Annotated in this window: 19 protein-coding genes; 11 read left to right on the plus strand and 8 right to left on the minus strand. The window is 70.7% G+C overall.

Annotation, left to right across the window (positions count from 1 at the left end; translation table 11 throughout):
* The gene (locus ACWD10_RS15245; RefSeq protein ID WP_451090906.1) at positions 1-1026 is read left to right on the plus strand and encodes an oligopeptide/dipeptide ABC transporter ATP-binding protein; all 1026 of its coding nucleotides are present in this window, start codon (positions 1-3) and stop codon (positions 1024-1026) included.
* The gene (locus ACWD10_RS15250) at positions 1023-1958 is read left to right on the plus strand and encodes a dihydrodipicolinate synthase family protein (RefSeq protein WP_451090908.1); all 936 of its coding nucleotides are present in this window, start codon (positions 1023-1025) and stop codon (positions 1956-1958) included. The genes ACWD10_RS15245 and ACWD10_RS15250 overlap by 4 nt, the downstream gene beginning before the upstream one ends.
* A gap of 19 nt (positions 1959-1977) precedes the next feature.
* On the opposite strand, the gene ACWD10_RS15255 is transcribed toward ACWD10_RS15250, so the two are convergent.
* The 3 genes from ACWD10_RS15255 to leuA form a co-directional block, all read right to left on the minus strand.
* Positions 1978-3177 carry a sialidase family protein gene (locus ACWD10_RS15255; protein WP_451091084.1) on the minus strand — a complete coding sequence of 400 codons (1200 nt, stop codon included), beginning with the start codon at positions 3175-3177 and terminating at the stop codon, positions 1978-1980.
* Positions 3178-3332: 155 nt separating this feature from the next.
* Positions 3333-4040 (minus strand): TerB family tellurite resistance protein, encoded by a 708-nt coding sequence (locus ACWD10_RS15260; protein ID WP_451090910.1) that lies wholly within the window; start codon positions 4038-4040, stop codon positions 3333-3335.
* Positions 4041-4278: 238 nt separating this feature from the next.
* Positions 4279-6039, minus strand: coding sequence for a 2-isopropylmalate synthase (gene leuA, locus ACWD10_RS15265; RefSeq protein ID WP_451090911.1), 1761 nt, complete (start codon positions 6037-6039; stop codon positions 4279-4281).
* Positions 6040-6348: 309 nt separating this feature from the next.
* Between leuA and ACWD10_RS15270 the strand changes: the two genes are divergently transcribed.
* The 4 genes from ACWD10_RS15270 (at position 6349) to ACWD10_RS15285 (ending at position 10481) form a co-directional block, all read left to right on the plus strand.
* Positions 6349-7452: a M4 family metallopeptidase gene (locus ACWD10_RS15270; RefSeq protein WP_451090913.1), complete on the plus strand. Its 1104-nt coding sequence runs from the start codon at positions 6349-6351 to the stop codon at positions 7450-7452.
* 39 nt (positions 7453-7491) lie between these two features.
* A complete protein-coding gene (locus ACWD10_RS15275) occupies positions 7492-7758 on the plus strand; it encodes a protealysin inhibitor emfourin (protein WP_451090915.1) in 267 nt (88 codons plus the stop codon).
* Between the two features lie 120 nt (positions 7759-7878).
* Positions 7879-9258 (plus strand): GH1 family beta-glucosidase, encoded by a 1380-nt coding sequence (locus tag ACWD10_RS15280; RefSeq protein WP_451090917.1) that lies wholly within the window; start codon positions 7879-7881, stop codon positions 9256-9258.
* A complete protein-coding gene (locus ACWD10_RS15285; RefSeq protein WP_451090919.1) occupies positions 9255-10481 on the plus strand; it encodes an MFS transporter in 1227 nt (408 codons plus the stop codon). The genes ACWD10_RS15280 and ACWD10_RS15285 overlap by 4 nt, the downstream gene beginning before the upstream one ends.
* Before the next feature lie 19 nt (positions 10482-10500).
* On the opposite strand, the gene era is transcribed toward ACWD10_RS15285, so the two are convergent.
* The 4 genes from era to ACWD10_RS15305 all read right to left on the minus strand — a co-directional run bounded on the left by era (position 10501) and on the right by ACWD10_RS15305 (position 14031).
* Positions 10501-11463: a GTPase Era gene (gene era / locus ACWD10_RS15290; RefSeq protein ID WP_451090921.1), complete on the minus strand. Its 963-nt coding sequence runs from the start codon at positions 11461-11463 to the stop codon at positions 10501-10503.
* Between the two features lie 99 nt (positions 11464-11562).
* Positions 11563-12045, minus strand: a complete 483-nt coding sequence (locus tag ACWD10_RS15295) for a hypothetical protein (RefSeq protein ID WP_451090923.1) — start codon at positions 12043-12045, stop codon at positions 11563-11565.
* 186 nt (positions 12046-12231) lie between these two features.
* Positions 12232-12585 (minus strand): cytidine deaminase, encoded by a 354-nt coding sequence (locus tag ACWD10_RS15300; protein ID WP_451090925.1) that lies wholly within the window; start codon positions 12583-12585, stop codon positions 12232-12234.
* Positions 12586-12633: 48 nt separating this feature from the next.
* Positions 12634-14031: a 6-phospho-beta-glucosidase gene (locus ACWD10_RS15305; protein WP_451090927.1), complete on the minus strand. Its 1398-nt coding sequence runs from the start codon at positions 14029-14031 to the stop codon at positions 12634-12636.
* A gap of 249 nt (positions 14032-14280) precedes the next feature.
* Between ACWD10_RS15305 and ACWD10_RS15310 the strand changes: the two genes are divergently transcribed.
* From ACWD10_RS15310 to ACWD10_RS15330, 5 genes are all read left to right on the plus strand, one after another.
* A complete protein-coding gene (locus ACWD10_RS15310; protein WP_451090929.1) occupies positions 14281-15396 on the plus strand; it encodes a carbohydrate kinase family protein in 1116 nt (371 codons plus the stop codon).
* A 128-nt stretch (positions 15397-15524) separates the two neighbouring features.
* Positions 15525-16583: a PhoH family protein gene (locus ACWD10_RS15315; RefSeq protein WP_451090931.1), complete on the plus strand. Its 1059-nt coding sequence runs from the start codon at positions 15525-15527 to the stop codon at positions 16581-16583.
* Between the two features lie 14 nt (positions 16584-16597).
* Positions 16598-17101, plus strand: coding sequence for an rRNA maturation RNase YbeY (gene ybeY, locus ACWD10_RS15320; RefSeq protein ID WP_451090933.1), 504 nt, complete (start codon positions 16598-16600; stop codon positions 17099-17101).
* 19 nt (positions 17102-17120) lie between these two features.
* Positions 17121-18428, plus strand: coding sequence for a hemolysin family protein (locus ACWD10_RS15325; RefSeq protein WP_451090935.1), 1308 nt, complete (start codon positions 17121-17123; stop codon positions 18426-18428).
* Positions 18425-18778, plus strand: a complete 354-nt coding sequence (locus ACWD10_RS15330) for an MmcQ/YjbR family DNA-binding protein (RefSeq protein WP_451090937.1) — start codon at positions 18425-18427, stop codon at positions 18776-18778. Before ACWD10_RS15325 ends, ACWD10_RS15330 begins: the two co-directional genes overlap by 4 nt.
* 55 nt (positions 18779-18833) lie before the next feature.
* Here the strand turns inward: ACWD10_RS15330 and ACWD10_RS15335 are convergent, their stop codons facing one another.
* On the minus strand, positions 18834-20156 hold the full coding sequence (locus ACWD10_RS15335) for a glucarate dehydratase family protein (RefSeq protein WP_451090939.1): 1323 nt from the start codon (positions 20154-20156) through the stop codon (positions 18834-18836).
* Between the last annotated feature and the right edge of the window lie 14 nt (positions 20157-20170).

Below are 20170 nucleotides of genomic sequence, written 5' to 3' on the forward strand. Positions count from 1 at the left end.
GTGACGGCTCTGGTTTCGGTGCGGGACGCGCACGTGGTCCACAAGGCCCGCTCGGGCGGGCTCTTCTCCCGGGACAAGGTGTACGCCCTGACCGGCGCCGACTTCACGGTGGCGGCGGGTGAGACGGTCGGGGTCGTAGGTGAGTCCGGCTGCGGAAAATCCACCCTGGCGAAGGTCCTGGTCGGGGTGGAACGCCCGACATCCGGAACGGTCCGCTTCGGCGAGGCGGACCTGTGGACCATGAGCCGGGCCGAACGTCGCGCCACGGTCGGCGCGGGCACCGGCATGATCTTCCAGGATCCGTCGACGGCCCTGAACCGCCGCATGCCGGTCCGCCGCATCCTCCGGGACCCGCTGGACGTACACAAACGGGGAACCCCGGACGAACGCGAGGACCGGGTAAGGGAGTTGATGACCTTGGTGGGCCTGCCGGAGGTCCTGGCAGAAGCCCTCCCGGCCCAACTGTCGGGCGGCCAACGCCAACGCGTGGCGATCGCCCGGGCCCTGGCCCTGCACCCCCGCTTGGTGGTGGCCGACGAACCCACAAGCGCGCTGGACGTATCGGTCCGTGCCCAAATCCTGAACCTCCTGCTGGACCTGAAGGCCCGCCTGAACCTGTCCCTGGTCTTCATCTCGCACGACATCCAGACGGTACGGAGGATGAGCGACCGGGTGGTGACGATGTACCTGGGCCGCATCGTGGAGGACGCCCCGGCGGACGAGGTCCTGACCGGCTCCCGCCACCCGTACACCAGGGCCCTGTTCTCGGCGACGCCGGGCCTCCTTGACCCGATCGACCCCATCCCGCTGGTCGGCCCGGTCCCGTCCGCCACGCGTCCGCCATCGGGCTGCCCCTTCCGTACAAGATGCTGGAAGGCGGACGCGGAGTGCGCGGCGACGATGCCGGACTTCACGGAGCCGGGGCTGGAGCCGGGGCCGGGCAACGGCTCGGGCCACCGCTTCCGCTGCCACCACCCGGTGGCCGAGACCCAGTCGACCCAAGACCTGCTGACGGAGGCCCGATGACCCTGCCCGCCCCGCTGACCGGCGTGGTGCCGCCCGTGTGCACACCCCTGACCCCGGACGGCGAGGTGGACACCGACTCCCTGGCCCGCCTGGTCGACCACTTGGTGACGGCGGGCGTGGACGCGCTGTTCGTCCTGGGCTCGACCTCGGAGGCGGCGTACCTGCCGGACGCGCACCGGCGCGTCGTCGTGGATACGGTGACGGGCCACGTGGCGGGCCAACTCCCGGTCCTGGCAGGCGTCCTGGACATGACGACGCTACGGGTGCGGGACCACGTCACGGCGGTGACGTCGGCAGGAGCGGACGCGGTAGTGGCAACGGCCCCGTACTACGCACGCACGCACGTGGCGGAAGTGGCCACGCATTTCCGCATGCTCGCCTCGGCGTCCCCCGTCCCGGTCTTCGCGTACGACCAGCCGACCTCGGTCCACACGAAACTGCCCCCGGACCTGATCCTGACCCTGGCGGCGGACGGCACCCTGGCAGGGCTGAAGGACTCGAGCGGCGACGAGGGAGCCTTCCGGGAGGTGGTGGTGACCGCCCGCACGCGCACCGACATCGCGTCCTTCAGCACCCTGACAGGCTCGGAACTGACGGTCGACTCGGCCCTGTCCATGGGCGCCGACGGCGTGGTCCCGGGCCTGGGCAACGTCGACCCGGACGGCTACGTCCGCCTCTACGACGCCTGCCGCACGGGCGACTGGGACCGCGCGAGGATCGAACAGGAACGCCTCTGCGCCCTCTTCGCCATGACACGTGTAGGCAACCCGACCCGCATGGGCGGCTCCTCCTCGGCCCTGGGCGCGTTCAAGGCGGCCCTGCACCTGCGCGGCATCATCGCGTGCCCGGCGACGGCGGTGCCTCAGGTGCCGCTGTCGGCTGAGGAGGTGGCGCGGGTGGAAAAGTACTTGGCGGCGGCGGGCCTGCTCTAGGCCGTGCCGTTGGGCGGCCCTACCCGCCCACCTCCCCGACCGGAATCCGCCGGAACTCGATCGTCTCGTACGTCCCCGAGACACCCGTCTCATACAGGATCCCGACCGTCCGCCGGTCCGGCTGCACCAGATCCGAGTACGCCGCCCTCTGCTCGGACAGCGTGCGAACCTTCGCGAAGGTGCGCCCGGCGTCCCCACTCCGCCAGATCGCCATCGACTGGCGGGCCGTCGGGACGGACGGCCCGGAGAACAGCAACCCGCCACCGCGCCCGGCGAGTTGGAGCACGCTCCCCTGCACTATCGGTACGTCACTCAGCGTGGGCTGCACCTGGTACGGACGGTCGATGGACTCGCCCCCGTCGCTCGCATACGTATCGAGCCGGTTGCCCGCACTCGTCCCGTGCTGATCCCGCGCACTGAAGTACAGCCGCCCATCGGGCAGTTGAGCGGCCATGGACTCGTTGGCGTTGTTCACCCCCTCATACGCGTCCTCCACGAACCCCAGCTCCCAACTACGCCCCCCGTCGTCGCTGTAGATGGCGTGCGCGCCGTAGTACTTGGGCTCCTGCCCGGTGTCCGCCGAACCCTCCGGCGGCGCCACGGAGTGGTTGGACGGCACGACAAGGCGTCCGGCGTGCGGCCCACGGGTCAGAGCAACGGCATGCCCGGGTCCGGTCGCGTACCACCGCCAGTGCGGCAGCTTCACGTCCCCGGTGATCTCCCGCGGCGCCGTAAAGGACCGCCCGTCGTTCCGGCTGCTCTGCACGAACACCCGACGGCTCTGCTCTGCGGTGGCCTCGCCCCGCATTATCTGCGCCTCGGTCACGGCCCCGCTGTTGTACGACGTGACGAGGACGACCCTGCCGGTACGCGGGTCGACGACGGGCGCCGGGTTGCCCCGGGTGTCCCCGCCCCCCGACGCGACGACGCTCAGCGGACCCCAGGTGCAGCCGCCGTCCGTGGAGCGCTTGACGACGACGTCGATGTTCCCGGTATCGCCCGCCCCGCCAACCCGCCCTTCGGCAAAGGCAAGCAGCGTGCCCGTCGGGGTGCGGAGGACGGCGGGAATCCGGTACGTGTCGTACCCGCCGATCCCGGCTCTGTAGGGCACGGACGAGGCACATCTCTTGGATGGGGATAACGGCGCGGCCCCACCCGTCCCTGCCCCCGCGAGAACGGTGAGACCAGCGACGGCGACGCAGACGATGAGGCGGCTCATACGGCTCGGATACAGCATGGGCACTCCCCTGCACCAGGGCGGGACGTAGGACGTCGGATGTCTGGTGAAGGTACTGCGCCCTGAACGACGCGCCAATACTCATGCACTCACGGCATGTTGAAGGTGCAAGGTGGTGCCCGGAGAAACTGACCCTGTCAGGACGGCGTCCGAGCCGCCTCAAGCAGCCGGGCCACCTCGTCCGTGTCGATGCTCAGGGCCCGCCCCACCGTCGTCAGGACCTCCCGCTCCGGAGGCGTGTACGGGCCGTCGGCCAGGGCGATTCGGGCGCCCTGCAAGAGCAACGACTCACGGCCCGGCGGGGCCAGGTGGGGGGCCAGGGGTTCCAGGGCCTCGTGGAGTTCTATGGCCAGGGTGACGCCGGTTGCGTTCTCGGAGGGGGTGCCGGTGGTGTAGCGGAGGCGGCCTGTGTCTGCCTCCAATGCCTTTACCAGGGACGCAAGTTGGTCCTTGGTGCAGTCTGCGAAGCCCGCTGCTCGGACTGTGTCCGCCGCTGTGCGTAGGGCCGTACGGGAGGACGAGGACGTGCTGGATGACGTACCCGACGCCGCCAGGACCGCAAGCGCGACCGTGTGGACCGCGTCGCGAAGCATGGCCGCGAAGCGGACCGTGGTCGGGTGGTCCAAGCAGTCCGTGCCGAACCTCTCCTTGCACGAGGCGCATTCCACCACCGCGGCCGCCGTGCCCCGCGGCAGTACCGGCAGGCCCAGGAGCGTGAAGCGGCGGCGGCCCGTCCTGCGCCGGTAATTGCGGTCGCCGCCGCAGCCGGGGCAGAAGAACTCGCCGTCACCGATGGTGGTCCAGACCGTGCGGACCCCCCAGAGCCGTACCTTTCCGCGCCGCACCCCGCACCTCCGTAACGCATCGGCAACGCCCCGTTGCGCTGCGCTCCACTCCGCCTCCGCTCCCTTTTGAAGCCCTTGGATGCGGAGCCTGCGTTGGCGTGATGTTAGCCACACCAGTGTTGTGACGTCAGCACCTTGGGCCGTAGATGGCCAAGACCAGACCCACCAGCACCCGCCAGCACAGCAAGAGGCCTCGCTCGCCGGCCACCCGGCGAGCGAGGCCCCGGCCGTTCAGGCGTCAGCGGGCCGCGCGGTTCACGGCCGAAATGACCGCCTTCAGGGACGCGCGCGTCGTGTTCGCGTCGATGCCGATGCCCCACAGGACCTTGTCACCGATGGCGCACTCGATGTATGAGGCGGCCTGGGCGGAGGCGCCTTCGCTCATCGTGTGCTCCTGGTAGTCCAGGAGGCGTACGTCGATGCCGATGGCCTGGAGCGCGTCGAAGAAGGCCGAAATCGGGCCATTGCCCGAGCCCGTCAGGACCGTCTCGGCCCCGTCCACGACCGCCTCGACCGTCAGCGTGTCCACGCCGTCCTTGTCCGTCGTGGTCTGGCCGTTGCGCAGCTGGATGCGGCCCCAGGGGTTGGCCGGGTTCGGCAGGTACTCGTCCTCGAAGGTTTCCCAGATCGCGGCCGGGGTGACCTCGCCGCCCTCGGCGTCGGTCTTGGCCTGGATGAGCTTCGAGAACTCGATCTGCATCCGGCGCGGCAGGTCCAGCTTGTGGTCGTTCTGCAGGACGTAGGCGATACCGCCCTTGCCCGACTGCGAATTGACGCGGATGACCGCTTCGTACGAGCGGCCCACGTCCTTCGGGTCGATCGGCAGGTACGGGACCGCCCATTCGATGTCGTCGACCGTCTTGCCCGCCGCCGCGGCGCGGGCCTCCATCGCGTCGAAGCCCTTCTTGATGGCGTCCTGGTGGGAGCCGGAGAAGGCGGTGTAGACGAGGTCACCGGCGTAGGGGTGGCGCGGGTGTACCTCCATCTGGTTGCAGTACTCGTACGTACGACGGATCTCGTCGATGTCCGAGAAGTCGATCTGGGGGTCCACGCCCTGGGAGAACAGGTTCATGCCCAGGGTCACCAGGTCCACGTTGCCGGTGCGCTCGCCCTGGCCGAACAGGCAGCCCTCGACGCGGTCGGCGCCCGCCATGACGGCCAGCTCGGCGGCGGCGACGGCCGTGCCGCGGTCGTTGTGCGGGTGGACCGACAGGCAGATGTGCTCGCGGCGGGACAGGTTGCGGGACATCCACTCGAAGCGGTCCGCGTGCGTGGAGGGGGTCGAGCGCTCCACCGTCGCGGGCAGGTTCAGGATGATCTCGCGGCCGGGGCCGGGCTGCCAGACGTCGCAGACGGCCTCGCAGACCTCCAGGGCGAAGTCCAGCTCGGTGTCCGTGAAGATCTCCGGGCTGTACTGGTAGCCGAAGGTCGTACGGTCGTCGAGCAGCTTCTCCGCGTACTCCATGACCAGGCGCGTGCCGTCCACGGCGATCTGCTTGACTGCGTCGCGGGAGCCACGGAAGACCACCTCGCGCCAGACCGGCGCGGTGGCGTTGTAGAGGTGGACGGTGGCGCGCTTGGCGCCCACCAGGGACTCCACCGTGCGCTCGATCAGCTCCTCGCGGGCCTGCGTCAGGACGGAGATCGTCACATCGTCCGGGATCGCGTTCTCGTCCTCGATGATCGACCGTACGAACTCGAAGTCCGTCTGGCCGGAGGACGGGAAGCCGACCTCGATCTCCTTGTAGCCCATGCGTACGAGCAGGTCGAACATCTCGCGCTTGCGGGCCGGGGACATCGGGTCGATCAGGGCCTGGTTGCCGTCACGCAGGTCGGTGGAGAGCCAGCGCGGCGCGACCGTGATCCGGTTGTTCGGCCAGGTGCGGTCGGGGATGTCCACCTGCTCGTACTGGCCGTACTTGTGGATCCGCATGCCGGAGGGCTGCTGGAAGTGGGCGCCGTTGGTGACGGGCGTGGGATGACCGATCGGTGCAGTCATGATGCGTAGGGCTCCTCATTGGTCCGCTCTGGAAGGCGGCCGACGGGTCGTAGCGCAACACCAAACTCCGCGGGGAGGGGGTCGGCCTACGTCTTACAGGCCCTCGCCGCGGCAGCTAAGGAGAAGCAGCCCGAAACGCATGATGCGGTGCAGCCTAACCGAGGCGGGCGCCGAGCGCGGGTGCGTATCAGTATGCGGGACCGGGCACGATTACGGGCCGGTAACGGCCCAGAGGTGATGAATCCCTCCATTTCATTAATCCTGGTCGCTGGTAGTGACACCCAGATGACGCAGTGCCACCTTCGGAGCATGGCCATCAACACCAGCAACGCATCGCCCTCCGGCCCCGCCGAGGCCCACGACACCCCCGTCTTCTGCGGCATCGTGCCGCCCCACCTCCTCGACCGGCTCGCCCGCTCCGACAACGCGAGGGTCTCCGGGCACGCCCGCCGCACCCTGGAGCGTGACGCCTTCGAGCGCACCCGGCGCGACATGATCATCACCACCGGTGCCGCCACCACCGGCCGGGGCCCGGGAGCCGTGGAGGCCAAGCCGAACCGCACCATCTACGACGCGGAGAACGGGACGGAGCTGCCCGGCACCAAGGTCCGCGGCGAGGGCGACGAGCCCGGCCAGGACGCCACGGTCAACCGCGCCTATGCCGGTCTCGGCACCACCTTCGAGCTGTTCCTGAGCGCCTTCGAGCGCGACTCCATCGACGGCGACGGCCTGCCCCTGATCGCCACCGTGCACTACGACAAGGAGTACGGGAACGCCTTCTGGAACGGCGACCAGATGGTGTTCGGGGACGGCGACGGCGAGATCTTCCGCGACTTCACGCTCTCCGTGGACGTCATCGGCCACGAGCTGACCCACGGCGTCACGCAGCACACGGCGAACTTCACGTACTACGGGCAGTCCGGTGCCCTGAACGAGTCGGTCTCCGATGTCTTCGGCTCGCTGATCAAGCAGTACACGCTCGGCCAGACCGCCGACCAGGCCGACTGGCTGATCGGCGCGGAGCTGTTCACGCCACAGGTCACCGGCGAGGCGCTGCGCTCCATGAAGGCCCCGGGCACGGCGTACGACGACGACGTACTCGGCAAGGACCCGCAGCCCGCCAAGATGGAGGACTACGTACACACGAGCCGCGACAACGGCGGCGTCCACATCAACTCCGGCATCCCGAACCACGCCTTCTATCTGCTCGCCACGGACCTGGGCGGCAGCGCCTGGGAGCGGGCCGGGCAGATCTGGTACGACGTCCTGACCGCGGGCGGGCTCGAAGTCGACTGCACCTTCTCGGACTTCGCGAAGGCGACGGTGGCCAAGACCGTGGAGCGGTACGGCGAGGGCGCGGAGCAGGAGGCCGTCCTGAAGGCCTGGTCCGAGGTCGGGGTGCCCACCGGCTGAGCGCTCGCGCCCCGCACCGGCACGTACTAGACAGGAAGCATGCGCATCGAGGTACGACGCACAGGAGGATTCGCCGGTATCGACCGCTACGCCGAGGTGGACACCTCGGGGCGGCCCGACGCCGACGAGTGGCAGGCCTTGGCGGAGCAGGCAGTCGCCGACGGCCGGGAGACGCCACCGGTCGGGGTGCCGGACGGATTCAGCTACCAGCTCACGGTGGACGACCGCACGGTCTACTGCTCGGATCCGCGCCTTACGGAGGAGCAGCGGCACTTGATCACTCGGGTACTGAAGGAGGGTTCTTGAACGGCCGTTCCTGAGTTCACGGCTGTTCCTGAGTTCAGGGGGCCACGCCTCGCGGCCCGCCCCCTGAACTCCGCGCACACCCGTTGACACCCGTTACCCCGGGTACGGATGATCGCGCGCATGACGGCCACTCCTGCCCGACCTGCCCGCCCCCACCCCCAACTCCCCCGCTTCCCACGGGACTTCCTCTGGGGCGTGGCCACCTCCGCGCACCAGATCGAGGGCGCGGCCGCCGAACGGGGCCGGTCCGTCTGGGACGCCTTCACGGAGGTGCCGGGCCGGGTGAAGGACGGCTCGACCGCGGACGTGGCCTGCGATCACTACCACCGGTACCGCGAGGACGTCGCCCTGATGCGGGGCCTCGGCATCGACGCGTACCGCTTCTCCGTCTCCTGGCCCCGCGTCCAGGCGACCGGCTCAGGACCGGTCAGCGAGCGGGGGCTCGGCTTCTACGACCGGTTGGTGGACGAGCTGCTCACCGCAAGGCTCCGTCCGGTGCCGACGCTCTTCCACTGGGACCTGCCCCTCGCCCTGGAGGAGAACGGCGGCTGGCTGAACCGCGACACCGCGCACCGTTTCGCGGAGTACGCCGCCGTCGTCGCCGAGCGGCTCGGCGACCGGGTCGGCACCTGGATCACCCTCAACGAACCCGCCGAGCACACCCTGTTGGGGCACGCGCTCGGCGAGCACGCCCCGGGCCGCGAGCTCCTCTTCGACGCGCTGCCCGCCGCCCACCATCAGCTCCTCGCCCACGGTCTGGCGGTACGGGCGCTGCGCGCGACCGGCGCGACGGACATCGGGATCGCCAACTCGCACGGCCCGACCTGGGCGGCCTCGGACGACCCGGCGGACACGGCGGCCGCGGACTTCTACGACGTACTCCTGAACCGGCTGTTCTCGGACCCGCTGCTGCTCGGGCGCTACCCGGACGGGATCGGGGAGCTGATGCCCGCGCCCGATCCCGCCGCCGACCTCGAGGTGATCGCCGAGCCGCTCGACTGGTACGGCGTGAACTACTACCAGCCGACGCGGGTGGGGGCGCCGACGACGGACGGTGCCACGGAGTTCTCGGGCGTGCGGCTCCCGCCCGAACTGCCCTTCGCGCCGCGCGAGATCGACGGGTATCCGCGCACGGACTTCGGCTGGCCGGTGGTGCCGGAGGCGTTCACGGAGCTGCTCACGCACTTCAAGGAGCGGTACGGCGACCGGCTCCCGCCGCTGATCGTCACCGAGAACGGCTGCTCGTACGACGGGCTCGACGACCAGGACCGGATCGCGTTCCTCGACGGGCATCTGCGGGCCCTGCACACGGCGATGAGCACGAGCGGCGTCGCGGTGCGCGGCTATTTCGTCTGGTCGCTGCTCGACAACTTCGAGTGGGCGGAGGGGTACGCCCAGCGTTTCGGGCTCGTGCACGTCGACTTCGAGACGCTGGAACGTACGCCCAAAGCCTCGTACGCCTGGCTGCGTGAAGCGCTGCGCGCGCAGGCGCGGGGGTGAGCGCGCTCGCGGAGCCCACCATCCAGGTCGGCCGCTCCTGGACCTTCTCGCTCTGCCTCGCCAACGGGGCGGTGTGGGTGGGCTGGTACGGCCCGTTGCAGATCCTGCTCGCCCTGCAGGCGGACGGGCTCGCCCCGGACGGGGTGGCCAAGGAGACGGTGCTTGCCTGGGTGACGGGCGCGGGCGCCGTGGTCTCGCTGGTCGCCAATCCGCTCTTCGGGGCCCTCTCGGACCGTACGACCTCGCGCTTCGGGCGGCGTACGCCCTGGATCGCGGCCGGAACCGCGGGCGGTGCGGCGGCGCTGCTTCTCACCTCGGCGGCAGGTTCGGTGTGGGCCCTGGCGGCCGCCTGGTGTCTGGTGCAGCTCACGCTGAACGCCGCGTTCGCCGCCGTGACGGCGGCCGTCCCGGACCGGGTGCCGCGGCTCCAACGCGGCGCCGTGGGCGGCTGGTTGGGCGCGGCGCAGCTGCTCGGCGTGGTGGCGGGCACGGGGCTCGCGACGTTGGCGGGCGGGGTCGGGGCGGGGTATGCGGCGTGCGCGGCGTTCACGGTGCTCGGCGTGGCGCCGTATCTGCTCGGCCACCGGGATCTGCGGCTGACGACCCGGCCGCCCTTCACATGGCGCGGCTTCCTGGCCGGGTTCTGGCTGAGCCCGCGCCGCTACCCGGACTTCGGCTGGGCCTGGCTGACCCGCTTCCTGATCAACCTCGGCAACTCCGTGGTGCTGCTCTATCTCCTGTACTACCTGCGGGACGGGCTGCGGCTCACCGACCCGGAGGGCGGGGTGCTCGTGCTCACCGCGGTCAACGGGGCGACGCTGCTTGCCACGGTGGTGGTCGGCGGCGTCTGGTCGGACCGGGTGGGGCGGCGCAAGCCGTTCGTGGTGTGGTCGGGGGTCCTTATGGCGGCGGCGACGGGGCTGCTGGCCGTGTGGCAGACCTGGACCGGCGCGATCGTGGCGGCGGCGCTGCTCGGCCTGGCCTTCGGGGTGTTCACGTCGGTCGACTTCGCCCTGATGACGGACGTCCTGCCGAAGGCCCTGGACCGCGGCAAGGACCTCGGCGTCATCAACATCGCCAACTCCCTGCCCCAGGTGGCCGCCCCGGCCCTGGCCGCCCCGATCGTGACGCACTTGGGCGGCTACCGGGTGCTGTATCTGGTGGCGGCGGGGGTGGGGCTTGCGGGGGCGGTGCTGGTGGGCCGGATTCGCGGGGTGGAGTAACCGATTCTGCCCGGGTGGGTCAGAACCCGAGCCGCCGCAGCTGCTTGGGATCCCGCTGCCAGTCCTTGGCCACCTTCACGTGCAGGTCGAGGAAGACCGGCGTACCGAGCAGCGCCTCGATGTGCTTGCGGGACTTCATGCCGACCTCCTTGAGCCGCTTGCCCTTGGGGCCGATGATGATGCCCTTCTGGCTGGGCCGCTCGATGTAGACGAACGCGTGGATGTCGAGCAGCGGCTTGTCCGCCGGACGGTCCTCGCGCGGCAGCATCTCCTCCACCACCACGGCGATGGAGTGCGGCAGCTCGTCCCGTACGCCTTCGAGCGCGGCCTCACGGATCAGCTCGGCCACCATGACCTGCTCGGGCTCGTCCGTGAGGTGGCCCTCCGGGTAGAGCTCGGGGCCCTTGGGAAGGAGCGGCACGATCAGGTCGGCGAGCAGCTCCACCTGCTTGTCGCCAACCGCCGAGACCGGCACGATCTCCGCCCACTCGATGCCGAGCTCCTTGCCGAGCTGGTCGATGGCGATCAGTTGCTCGGCCAGGGTCTTACCGTCGACCAGGTCCGTCTTGGTGACGATCGCGACCTTCGGGGTCTTCTTGATCCCGGCGAGCTCCTTGGCGATAAAGCGGTCGCCGGGCCCGAGCTTCTCGTTCGCGGGCAGGCAGAAGCCGATCACGTCGACCTCGGCCCAGGTGGTGCGTACGACGTCGTTGAGCCGCTCGCCGAGGAGGGTGCGCGGCTTGTGCAGGCCGGGGGTGTCGACCAGGACGAGCTGGGCGTCGGGGCGGTGCACGACGCCGCGGACCGTGTGCCGGGTGGTCTGCGGCTTCTTGGAGGTGATGGCGACCTTCGTCCCCACGAGGGCGTTGGTCAGGGTCGACTTGCCCGCGTTCGGCCGGCCGACGAAGCAGGCGAAGCCCGCGCGGTGCCCGTCGGTCCCGGGCTCGGGCTGCGAGGGCTGCGTCGAGGAAGGTGCGCTCATGGGCCCCATTGTCCCCGATGCGGCAGGCAGCACCGACCAGGGCCGTCCCGCACCGGGACAGCCCTGGCGTACGTATGCCCTCGGCTCAGTCGGATCGGCTCAGTCGAAGACGAACGGCCCCGGCGCAAGCGCCTCGGTGGACTCACAGGTCACCGTGATGCCCTGGACGACCAGGGTGAGCGAGCCGGGGTGGTCGAGCGAGTCCCCGGACGCGACGGTCCCGGTCAGCGGACCGGAGTCGACGCCGCCGCCCGCCTCCATGGCCGGGTTGCTGCTGCCGGTGAACTCGGCGGTGCCGCCGCCGGCCTTCGTCATGGTCAGCGTGGACTGCACGGAGTTCGCCTCGACGGCCACCGGCGTGGTGATCTCGTCCGAAGTGACGGTGATGGTGGCGGTGGTGCCGTCCTGGGTGGCGGTCAGCGTGACCTTGCCGCCGCCGTAGACGCCGCAGTCGGCCTGGGTGGTGGCCGTGCCCGGCTCCACGGCCGCGGCGGACGGGGCGAAGGCCAGGCCGGCCACGGCGAGGGCACCCGCGGCGACGGCGGTGCCGAGCCTTAATCGACTGGTTCTGGTGCGCTTCATGGTTCACCTTCCCGTTGGTGGGGGCTCAGGTCAGGTGCGGAAGAGCTCGGTCCATTTACGCGTGGGTAACCAGAGATTGCAAGACGAAGTTCGTTGATTTTTCTAGGAACTTGAGCGATTTCGTCGGCCCTGGAGCGGCCGTGGATCGGCTGCGAAGACGTGGTTGAGGCGGGCGGGATACCGCCGTCAGCCCGCCGACACCGTCGCGGTCACGGTGCCGTCCGGCCCCGCGAGCAGCACCGGCGTACCGGCTCCGCCCAGATCGCGCACCGCCGCGCGGTCCTCGTCCGGCACCGCGCCCGCCTCGCTCACCACGGCCGCCGCCTCCAGGGACTTGGCGCCGCTGGCCACGGCCATGGCTACGGCGGTCCGCAGCGCGCTCAGGCGCAGCGAGTCGAGCTCCACGGTGCCGGCGACATAGGTGCGACCCGTCTCGTCGCGCACGGCGGCGCCCTCGGGCACACCGTTGCGGGCCCGGGCGGAGCGGGCCAGGGTGACGATCTTGCGGTCCTCGGGGTCGAGCTGGGTGCTTTCGGTCATGCCCCGAGCATACGAAGACGTCCTCAGCTCCCCGGTCCCGCCCCGTGTTTACGCCCCCTGTGACGCCCGCTGTGACGCCCGCTGTGACGCCCGCTCCAGGATCCGGGCCGCCACCGCGGGCGAGTCCACCAGAGGGTGCAGGGCGAGGGCGCGCAGGGCCGCCTCGCGGTCCTTGAACAGGGCCGCGTCGACCGTCGCCCGCTCCACCGCCTTCAGCTGGAGCATCAGACCGAGCTCGGCCTCGCCGAGGGGTGCGCAGGGCAGCGGCCGGGCCCCGGAGGCGTCCACCTCGCAGACCGTCTCGATGATCGCGTCATCCGGCAGCGCGGGGACCGTACCGCGATTGCGTACGTTGAGAATCAGCCGCGTACGAGAGTCGGACCGGGAACCGGAGCCTGACCCTGACCCGGAACCGGACCCGGAACCAGCCTCGGAGCCGCCGGAGGCGATCGCCCGCATCAGCGCAAGCGCCACCCGGTCGTACCCGCCGCCGTCCAGGTCGCAGCTGTCCCGCTGCCAGCCGCCCGTCGCCGCGCGGCTCTCGGCCATATACGTCTCCTCACGCTCCCGGCGGGTGCGCTCCCACAGCTCGTACGCGCGGCCGGGCTCGGCGGCGGCGCGGGCGAAGAAGCCGCCCTGCTGATCGTCGAGGAACTCGCCGCGCGTCTGCTCGGCTTCCCGTACCGCGGCGAGGGTCTCGCGGCGGAAGTAGTAGTAGTGCAGGTACTCGTTGGGCAGCGAGCCCAGGGCGCGCAGCCAGGTGGCGCCGAAGAGGCGGCCCTCCTCGAAGGAGCCGAGTGCCGCGTCATCCGCGAGCAGGGCGGGCAGCAGCTCGCGGCCGTCCGGGGCGGTGAGGCGGCGCAGCCAGCCGAGGTGGTTGAGCCCGACGTAGTCGTACGTCACCGAATCCGGGTCCGCCCCAACAGCGCGGGCCGCACGCCGCACCAGGCCCACCGGGGAGTCGCAGATGCCGATGACCCGGTCACCGAGGACCGAGGCCATCGCCTCGGTCACCATGCCCGCGGGGTTGGTGAAGTTGATGACCCAGGCGTCCGGCGCCACGGCCGCGACCCGCTCGGCGATGCGCAGCGCCACCGGGATGGTCCGCAGGCCGTACAGCACGCCGCCCGCGCCGACGGTCTCCTGGCCGAGCACGCCCTCGGCGAGCGGCACGCGCTCGTCCTTGACCCGGCCCGCGGTGCCGCCGACCCGGATCGCGGAGAACACGAAGTCCGCGCCGCGCAGCGCGTCGTCGAGGTCGCGGGCGACCCGTACGGCGGGGGCGCGCTCCGTGGCCCCCGGCATCCCGGCGATCACCTCACGGACGACGCCGAGCCGCGCCGCATCGGTGTCGTACAGGGTGAGCTCGGAGACCTCGCTGCCCACCAGGGCGCCGTACACAAGTGGCACCCGGAATCCGCCGCCACCGAGAATCGTCAGCCTCATGCGCCGGAAGCTACCCGAACCCGTCGGGGCGTTTCTTACGCATCACGGATCCGTACCGTCGGACAGGCTCGCTGATCGCGCTGAACGCGCTCGTCCTCAAGCGCCGGACGGGCTTGTTCTGGAACCCACACCGTGCGCGCCCGTACCGTGCTACGACCACGACCCCAGGGGCGCATCCGAAACTTCGGGCACACTGGCCTGACCTGCACGCACCATGTACGGGAGCGCACGATGTACGGGGAGCGCACGGTGGATACACACTCGGCACAGAGCACGACGGGACGGGACCACGCGCACTGGCTCGACCCGCTCGCCGGGCTGCGCACGCCGCAGGACCCGCCCTGTGACGTGTACCTCACCGGCGCGGTCTTCCTCGACCTCGTCTTCACCGGCCTGGACTGCGCGCCCGTGCGCGGCACCGAGTCCTGGGCCCGCGGCATGGGCTCGAGCCCCGGCGGCGTGGCCAATATGGCGACGGCCCTGGCCCGGCTCGGCCTGCGCACCTCGCTCGCGGCGGCCTTCGGCGACGACCACTACGGGGAGTACTGCTGGGACGCCCTGGAGCTGGGTGAGGGCATCGACCTGTCGGCCTCACGCCGGGTGCCCGGCTGGCACTCGCCGGTGACCGTCTCGATGGCGTACGAGGGCGAGCGCACGATGGTCTCGCACGGTCACGAGGCCCCGCCGGAGGAGCCCGCCCCCGACTGCCCGCCGCGCTCGCGTGCCGCGGTCGCCGCGCTCGCCCCGGGGACGCGCGCGGAGTGGATCGCGCAGGCGGCGGCCAAGGGCACCCGGATCTTCGCGGACGTGGGCTGGGACGACACCGGCCGCTGGGACCTGGCGGGCCTGGCCGACCTGGAGCACTGCGAGGCGTTCCTGCCGAACGCCGAGGAGGCCATGCGCTACACCGGTACGCAGTGCCCGCGCGCGGCCGCCCACGCCCTCACCGAGCGGGTGCCGCTCGCCGTGGTGACCCTGGGCGCGGAGGGCGCGTACGCGGTGGACGGGCGGACCGGCGAGACCGCGGAGGTCCCGGCGATCGAGGTGGAGGCCCTGGACCCGACCGGGGCGGGGGACGTCTTCGTCGCGGGCTTCGTCACGGGCACCCTGGCCGGGTGGCCGCTCGCCGACCGGCTCGCCTTCGCGGGGCTCACGGCGGCCCTGTCGGTGCAGGAGTTCGGCGGGTCCCTGTCGGCGCCGGGCTGGTCGGAGATCGCCGCGTGGTGGCGCGAGGTGCGCACCATGCCGGGCCAGGACCCCGCGGCCCTGCGCCGCTACGCCTTCCTCGCGGACCTGGTCCCGGCGTCCCCACGCCCGTGGCCGCTGCGCCGGGCGGTACCGACGATCGGCTTCGGCAGCCTCTGACCCTTCGCCTCTGAGCCTTCGAAAAAGCTGTCGGAGTTGTCAGTGCACCGTCGTACCCTGGCAGTGCAAGCTTCCGTCGAGCGGACCAGCAGGCCCAGAGGAGGATGAGCAGGCCAGAGAGCCGGCCCATGACTCAGACATCCACAGCTCAGACCCCCGTGCAGGGGGAGGCGCGAGCCCAATTCACCGTTCCCGCCAAGCACCCGATGGTGACGGTCCTCGGCTCCGGTGACGCTCTGCTGCGCGTCATTGAGAGGGCGTTCCCGGCGGTCGACATCCATGTCAGGGGCAATGAGATCAGCGCCGTCGGCGACGCGGCGGAAGTCGCTCTCGTCCAGCGCCTGTTCGACGAGATGATGCTGGTGCTCCGCACCGGACAGCCGATGACGGAGGACGCAGTGGAACGCTCGATCGCCATGCTCCGGGCCGACGCGGACGGCGAGGGCGCGCAGGAGACCCCGGCCGAGGTGCTCACGCAGAACATCCTGTCGAACCGCGGCCGCACCATCCGCCCCAAGACGCTCAACCAGAAGCGGTACGTCGACGCCATCGACAAGCACACCATCGTCTTCGGCATCGGCCCCGCCGGTACCGGCAAGACGTATCTGGCGATGGCCAAGGCCGTGCAGGCGCTCCAGTCCAAGCAGGTCAACCGGATCATCCTGACCCGCCCCGCGGTCGAGGCCGGTGAGCGGCTCGGCTTCCTGCCCGGCACGCTCTACGAGAAGATCGACCCGTATCTGCGACCGCTCTACGACGCGCTGCACGACATGCTCGACCCGGATTCCATCCCGCGCCTGATGGCCGCGGGCACGATCGAGGTCGCGCCGCTCGCGTACATGCGTGGCCGGACGCTCAATGACGCGTTCATCATCCTGGACGAGGCGCAGAACACGAACCCCGAGCAGATGAAGATGTTCCTGACCCGCCTCGGCTTCGACTCGAAGGTCGTGGTCACGGGCGACATCACCCAGGTCGACCTGCCCGGCGGCACCAAGTCCGGCCTCCGTCAGGTGCGGGACATCCTGGAGGGCGTCCCGGACGTGCACTTCTCCATGCTCACGTCGCACGACGTCGTACGGCACAAGCTCGTCGGCCGTATCGTCGACGCGTACCAGAAGTACGACGACGCGAACGGCACCGAGAACGGCTCGTCCCAGAGCCGCGGCCGCCACAGCGGGAAGTAGCGAGAACGAACCAGATGGCGATCGACGTCAACAACGAGTCCGGCACCGAGGTCAACGAGCAGGCGATCCTCGACATCGCCCGCTACGCGCTCGCGCGGATGCGCATCCACCCGCTCTCGGAGCTCTCGGTGATCGTCGTCGACGCCGACGCCATGGAGCAGCTGCACGTCCAGTGGATGGACCTGCCGGGTCCGACGGACGTGATGTCGTTCCCGATGGACGAGCTGCGGCCGCCCAGCCGGGACGACGACACCGCGGAGCCGCCGCAGGGCCTGCTCGGGGACATCGTGCTCTGCCCCGAGGTCGCCGAGAAGCAGGGCGCGGAGGCCGCCACGCAGCACTCCATGGACGAGGAGCTGCAACTGCTCACCGTGCACGGCGTCCTGCACCTGCTCGGGTACGACCATGAGGAGCCGGACGAGAAGGCCGAGATGTTCGGCCTTCAGGCGGCGATCGTCGACGGGTGGCGGGCCGAAAAGGGCCTGACCGGTCCCTCGCCCGCCCCCACCGTTTCCTGACCGGCCGGGGGGTCGCCGTATGACCGCTTCACTGATCCTCGGGGCCGTCCTCCTGGTGATCGTCGCGTGGCTCGCCTCGTGCGCGGAGGCGGGCCTCGCGCGCGTCTCCAGCTTCCGCGCCGACGAGGCGGTGCGGAACGGGCGGCGCGGCAGCGCCAAGCTCGCCCAGGTCGCCGCCGATCCGACCCGCTATCTCAATGTGGCGCTGCTCGTGCGGGTGGCCTGCGAGATGGCGGCCGCGGCCCTGGTGACGTACGCCTGTCTCCAGGAGTTCGAGGCGACGTGGGAGGCCCTCGCGGTCGCCATCGGTGTGATGGTGCTCGTCAGTTACGTCGCCGTGGGGGTGTCGCCGCGGACCATCGGGCGGCAGCATCCGCTGAACACGGCGACGGCGGCGGCGTACGTGCTGCTCCCGCTGGCCCGCGTCATGGGCCCGATCCCGCCGCTGCTCATCCTCCTCGGTAACGCGCTGACGCCCGGCAAGGGCTTCCGCCGCGGCCCGTTCGCCTCCGAGGCCGAGCTGCGCGCGATGGTCGACCTGGCCGAGCAGGAGTCGCTGATCGAGGACGAGGAGCGCCGCATGGTGCACTCGGTCTTCCAGCTGGGCGACACCCTCGTCCGCGAAGTCATGGTGCCGCGCACCGACTTGATCGTCATCGAGCGGTACAAGACCATCCGGCAGGCGCTCACGCTCGCCCTGCGGTCCGGGTTCTCGCGGATCCCGGTGACCGGCGAGAGCGAGGACGACATCGTCGGCATCGTGTATCTGAAGGACCTGGCCCGTAAGACGCACATCAGCCGGGACGCCGAGTCGGAGCTGGTGTCGACGGCGATGCGGCAGGCGTCCTTCGTACCGGACACGAAGAACGCGGGCGATCTGCTGCGCGAGATGCAGCAGGAGCGCAACCACGTCGCGGTGGTCATCGACGAGTACGGCGGCACCGCCGGCATCGTCACCATCGAGGACATCCTGGAGGAGATCGTCGGCGAGATCACCGACGAGTACGACCGCGAACTCCCGCCGGTCGAGGAGCTCGGCGACGGCCGCCACCGCGTCACGGCCCGCCTCGACCTCGGCGACCTGGGCGAGTTGTACGGCGTGGAGTCCTTCGACGACGAGGACGTGGAGACGGTCGGCGGGCTGCTCGCCAAGGCACTCGGCCGGGTGCCGATCGCGGGCGCGACGACGGTCGTGGACCTGCCGGACGGGCGGGGCCTCAAGCTCACCGCGGAGGCCGCGGCGGGCCGCCGCAACAAGATCGCGACGGTGCTGGTGGAGCCGGTGGGAGCGGGGCCGGGGGCCGCCAAGGAGGAGGAGACGGAGTGACCCCGGACCAACTGCGCGCGTTCTGCCTGGAGTTCAACGCCTCCGCGGAGGAGTTCCCGTTCAACCCGGAGACCTCGGTCTTCAAGGTGCTCGGCAAGGTGTTCGCGCTGAGCGCCCTCGACGCCCGGCCGCTGAAGATCTCCCTGAAGTGCGAGCCGGAGGACGCGGTGCGGCTGCGCGAGCAGTACGCGGCGATCGTCCCCGGCTACCACCTGAACAAGCGGCACTGGAACACGGTGACGGTCGGGGAGCTGCCGGAGCGCCTGGTCCGTGAACTGATCGAGGACTCGTACGACTTGGTGGTGGCGGGCCTGCCGAAGCGGGACCGGCTGCGCCTGGACCGTCCGTAAGTCGTCCGTAAGCCGTCCGTAAGCCGTCCGGGAGCCGTGGACCGTAGGCCGGGGCTCACCAGCGAGGCAGCTCCGGCGCCGTCCACTCCTCGTACCCCGGTGCCCGCCGCATGGCCGCCGCGTCGTCCCGGTCCCGGAGCGTGCCGTCGTCGTCCAGCCAGCGCCTGTGCAGCCGCTCCAGGGCCTCGCGGTCGAGGGTGACACCGAGGCCCGGCGCGTCGGAGACCGTCAGCCGCCCGTCGCGGAAGACGTGCCGCGTGGTGATGACGTCCTCCGTCTGCCACGGGTAGTGGCTGTCGCAGGCGTGGTCCAGGTTGGGCACGGTCGCCGCGACGTGGGTCATGGCGGCGAGGCTGATGCCCAGGTGGGTGTTGGAGTGCATGGAGAGCCCGACCCCGAACGTCCGGCAGATCGCGGCCAGTTCGCGGGTGTTCCGCAGGCCGCCCCAGTAGTGGTGGTCGCTGAGCACGATCTGCACGGCGTCCCGCGTGAACGCCTCCCGTATCTCGGGAAAGGTCGTCACGCACATGTTCGTGGCGAGCGGCACGGAGGTCCCCGCGCTCACCTCGGCCATGCGGGCCGTCCCCGGCGCGGGATCCTCCAGATATTCGAGTACGTCGCCGAGCTCGGCGGCGACGCGCAGCGAAGTCGCCACGCTCCAGGCCCCGTTGGGATCGAGCCGCAGCGGCTGCCCCGGGAACGCCTCGGCGAGCGCCCGTACGGCGGCGATCTCCTGGTCCGGCGGGAAGACGCCGCCCTTGAGCTTGAAGGACGTGAAGCCGTGGTCGCGGGCGAAGCGGCGGGCCTGCGCGACCACGCCGTCCGGGTCGAGCGCGGCCCCCCAGTCGTCGGACTCCCCTTGCCCGCCCGGGTGTTCGGCCCACCGGTAGAACAGATAGGCGCTGTAGTCGACCTCGTCCCGCACCTTCCCGCCGAGCAGGACGTGCACGGGAAGCCCGAGGGTCTTGCCGAGGGCGTCCAGGCAGGCGACCTCGAACGCCGAGACGACGGAGAGCCGCAGCTTGTCCGCGGTCTGAACGCCACGGAGTCCGCCGACGTCCACGGCGGTGTCGACCCGCCGCCCGTCGACGCGGAGGTGGTCCGCGTATGTGAACAGCCGGTTGAGGTCGGCGATGGAGTGCCGCTCGGCGACGAGCAAGTCCCCCAAGGGCCGGGCGATTTCGAGATAGCTACTGTCCCCGTACGTCTCGCCGACCCCGGTGACACCACCGGCCGTAACGACCTCGACGATCAGGCGTGGGGTGTACGGCTGGTGCACGCCCTGCACATTGAGGAGCGGCGGGTCGCTGGCGAGCACGGGCGTGAGCCGTATCTCGGCCAGGTCCAGTTCCTTGCGGCCGCCGACGATATTACCCACGCCACCCACCCCTT

The sequence above is a fragment of the Streptomyces sp. NPDC002851 genome (genome assembly GCF_053591935.1).

Coding starts and splice junctions, on each gene's coding strand:
- leuA (WP_451090911.1), bottom strand. CDS start 6,039: ATGACTGCACCGATCGGTCATCCCACGCCCGTCACCAACGGCGCCCAC.
- ACWD10_RS15275 (WP_451090915.1), top strand. CDS start 7,492: ATGCGCATCGAGGTACGACGCACAGGAGGATTCGCCGGTATCGACCGC.
- ACWD10_RS15250 (WP_451090908.1), top strand. CDS start 1,023: ATGACCCTGCCCGCCCCGCTGACCGGCGTGGTGCCGCCCGTGTGCACA.
- ACWD10_RS15295 (WP_451090923.1), bottom strand. CDS start 12,045: ATGAAGCGCACCAGAACCAGTCGATTAAGGCTCGGCACCGCCGTCGCC.
- era (WP_451090921.1), bottom strand. CDS start 11,463: ATGAGCGCACCTTCCTCGACGCAGCCCTCGCAGCCCGAGCCCGGGACC.
- ACWD10_RS15325 (WP_451090935.1), top strand. CDS start 17,121: ATGACCGCTTCACTGATCCTCGGGGCCGTCCTCCTGGTGATCGTCGCG.
- ACWD10_RS15315 (WP_451090931.1), top strand. CDS start 15,525: ATGACTCAGACATCCACAGCTCAGACCCCCGTGCAGGGGGAGGCGCGA.
- ACWD10_RS15305 (WP_451090927.1), bottom strand. CDS start 14,031: ATGAGGCTGACGATTCTCGGTGGCGGCGGATTCCGGGTGCCACTTGTG.
- ACWD10_RS15280 (WP_451090917.1), top strand. CDS start 7,879: ATGACGGCCACTCCTGCCCGACCTGCCCGCCCCCACCCCCAACTCCCC.
- ybeY (WP_451090933.1), top strand. CDS start 16,598: ATGGCGATCGACGTCAACAACGAGTCCGGCACCGAGGTCAACGAGCAG.
- ACWD10_RS15255 (WP_451091084.1), bottom strand. CDS start 3,177: ATGAGCCGCCTCATCGTCTGCGTCGCCGTCGCTGGTCTCACCGTTCTC.
- ACWD10_RS15270 (WP_451090913.1), top strand. CDS start 6,349: ATGGCCATCAACACCAGCAACGCATCGCCCTCCGGCCCCGCCGAGGCC.
- ACWD10_RS15300 (WP_451090925.1), bottom strand. CDS start 12,585: ATGACCGAAAGCACCCAGCTCGACCCCGAGGACCGCAAGATCGTCACC.